The organism is Robbsia andropogonis (genome assembly GCF_000970345.1).
Taxonomy (GTDB): domain Bacteria; phylum Pseudomonadota; class Gammaproteobacteria; order Burkholderiales; family Burkholderiaceae; genus Robbsia; species Robbsia andropogonis.
The window spans coordinates 1-2,323 of the sequence record NZ_LAQU01000132.1 but is presented as its reverse complement, the minus strand read 5'-3'; the positions used below and the strand labels follow the sequence as shown (position 1 = coordinate 2,323).

Annotated in this window: 2 protein-coding genes; one reads left to right on the top strand and one right to left on the bottom strand. The window is 49.0% G+C overall.

Annotation, left to right across the window (positions count from 1 at the left end; all coding sequences use genetic code 11):
* The coding region (locus WM40_RS26465) for a DEAD/DEAH box helicase (RefSeq protein ID WP_157793816.1) at positions 1-1,020 on the bottom strand (1,020 nt) is incomplete at its 3' end.
* 595 nt (positions 1,021-1,615) lie between these two features.
* Between WM40_RS26465 and WM40_RS26460 the strand changes: the two genes are divergently transcribed.
* Positions 1,616-2,323: DUF4062 domain-containing protein (locus tag WM40_RS26460; RefSeq protein ID WP_082103292.1), on the top strand; the 708-nt coding region annotated here is incomplete at its 3' end.

The following is a 2,323-nucleotide window of genomic DNA, read 5'->3' as shown; positions in this document are numbered from 1 at the left end:
GTCGTGAAGCGCCGCGATTTTCAGTTCGGGGAGATCAAATCCTTCCCCGAGCATATTGACACAAACAATGATCTTGTGTTTCTTATTCTTAATCGCATTTATTATTTCATTACTTTTTTTAATGCCGCTATAAACTAGTACCGGAGAAAGGTCTGGGTGCTTACTATAAATTGCAAAAATTGTCTTGGCTTTTTCTTTTGAATTAGCCCGAGCCATGAGCAAATGATTTTTGCCGGCTTTAAGATCTGCACGCAGCAATTCCACCGCTTTATCCGCAATTGCTTTGTCGGACAGCGATGACTGGTATTCGCGGACAGGGTAAAACTCTATAGCCTGAAAATATCCATCATCCTGGGCATTTTTCAGTGAGTAGTTATATATAATATGTCCGTCAAGAGCTTGCTTGTCTTCACGGAATGGAGTGGCGGTAAACTGTATACATGGCTTGCCTTTAAACGCAGATTTCACTGTTCGCCATGTCTGCGCTGCAACGTGATGTGCTTCATCAACAATTAGATGACTCATAAGATTCACTAATTGCCCTAACGCATCGCGATCGCTCAAGGCTAGTGCGTTGGGGGTGGATATAACAACATTACATTTTTCAATGGTGTGGATATCCTCTTTTGAAAGAGCGGAATCCATTGTGAAGACTCGAGGCGACAACGTGGTTCCGCCAATGGCCTCAAACTTTCTTATGTTGGTAAGTGCAGTGATTTTTTCGGATGTCTGTGCTCGCAGAGCATCCGATGGAACTATTATCAGTGTTCTTGGAAATGCGCCTGCGATGATTAAGGCGAAAATCGTATCGGTCTTACCAGTTCCCGTGGGCATGACAACCGTTGCAGGTCGAGCAGGCGACGAAGTCAGGTGACATAAAGAAGAAAAAAGCGCTGCCCGCTGTGGTTTTCTGAACCCTCTATTGTCATTAATTTTGCTCGGCTCGATGATTCGCAATGGATTTTCGACCCAGCTCCGATAGATTTCGTTATTACGATACATTGCTTCGTCTAACGGCATGGTCCGCTCGCTTTTTCTAATGTTGGGTAATAAGAAAGATTGATAAGCCGTTGTCGATGATAACAAAGCTAATGCTGCACGACCGGGGGCCGATAGAAATACCGATGCGCTACAAGGAGAGTTGGCAACCGCCAACGCGCAGCGACAGATGAAATCGGAACCCGAATGTCGGTTTTGAGGTGCTTGAGGAGACGTCCGAACGTCTAAATCGCCGCTTCGGTCGACGACGCATTGTGGCCGTTCTCGGCCTCAGCGGACGCTCTTCAACAATTCTCTGTAGATTATCCGATATCGGCCACAAGCCGTCGTTCGTCCGGACCGACATCTGGACATTCAGACGTCGCTTCAGCCAAGGAAACAGCCATTCGATTCGCGCTGGTGAGCGTCGAGCGACCCGTCATCGAAGCACTTCAACAGACATTCACCGCGTGCGCGGGTGATGGATGGGCTAACGTCCCGTAGGAGTCGCGCTGTATGGACAGTCCTATTTAGCCGGTAGACCGGTCCGAATCTAACTCTTGAACTTCGGGCCAAGGACTCGTCTTTCGCGGTGCTAGACTCTACTCACTTAATGCGACTCAGAGACCAGATCAGAATGAATAAGAAATATCAGGTATTCATCTCGTCCACTTACACGGACATGCAAGCGGAACGCCAGGCAGCGGTCACGGCGATTCTGGAGGCAGGGCACATCCCGGCTGGAATGGAGTTGTTTGCCGCGTCTGACAAGGCTCAGATGGAAGTGATCAAGAAATGGATCGATGAGAGCGACATTTTTATGCTGATCCTCGGGGGACGTTATGGATCAGTCGAACCTGAATCCGGCAAGAGCTACATACAGCGTGAATACGAGTACGCGGTGGAACGGGGAAAGCCGTTTTTTGCGCTTTATTTGACCGATGACGCGATAAATGTCAAGACCAAAGGGTCGCTCGGCCTCGGCGCGGTTGAGCAGAATAACACAAAGAAATTGATGGAATTTCGTGCCGTGGTACAGGGCAAAATGTGCAGCCAGGTTGATGAGGCCAAAGACATCCGCATCCATGTGCCGAAGGCGATTCGTGATCTGTCTGCCGAGGGCAAGTTGGATGGTTGGGTGCGTGCGTCGAGCGTGCCGGATAACACCCAGTTGACAAGTCCGAGGGCCGCTCTCGATCCTGAGATAGAGATGGTCACAAAATCAGCCGCGCCGTACCAAGTTAGTGAAGCTACCAATGGTCAAGTGTTAAGCACGGTGAAGATTGGGATCAAGAACGCTGGCGGCAAGACGCTCTCAAACTGTAAGGTCTATATTGAGGACATT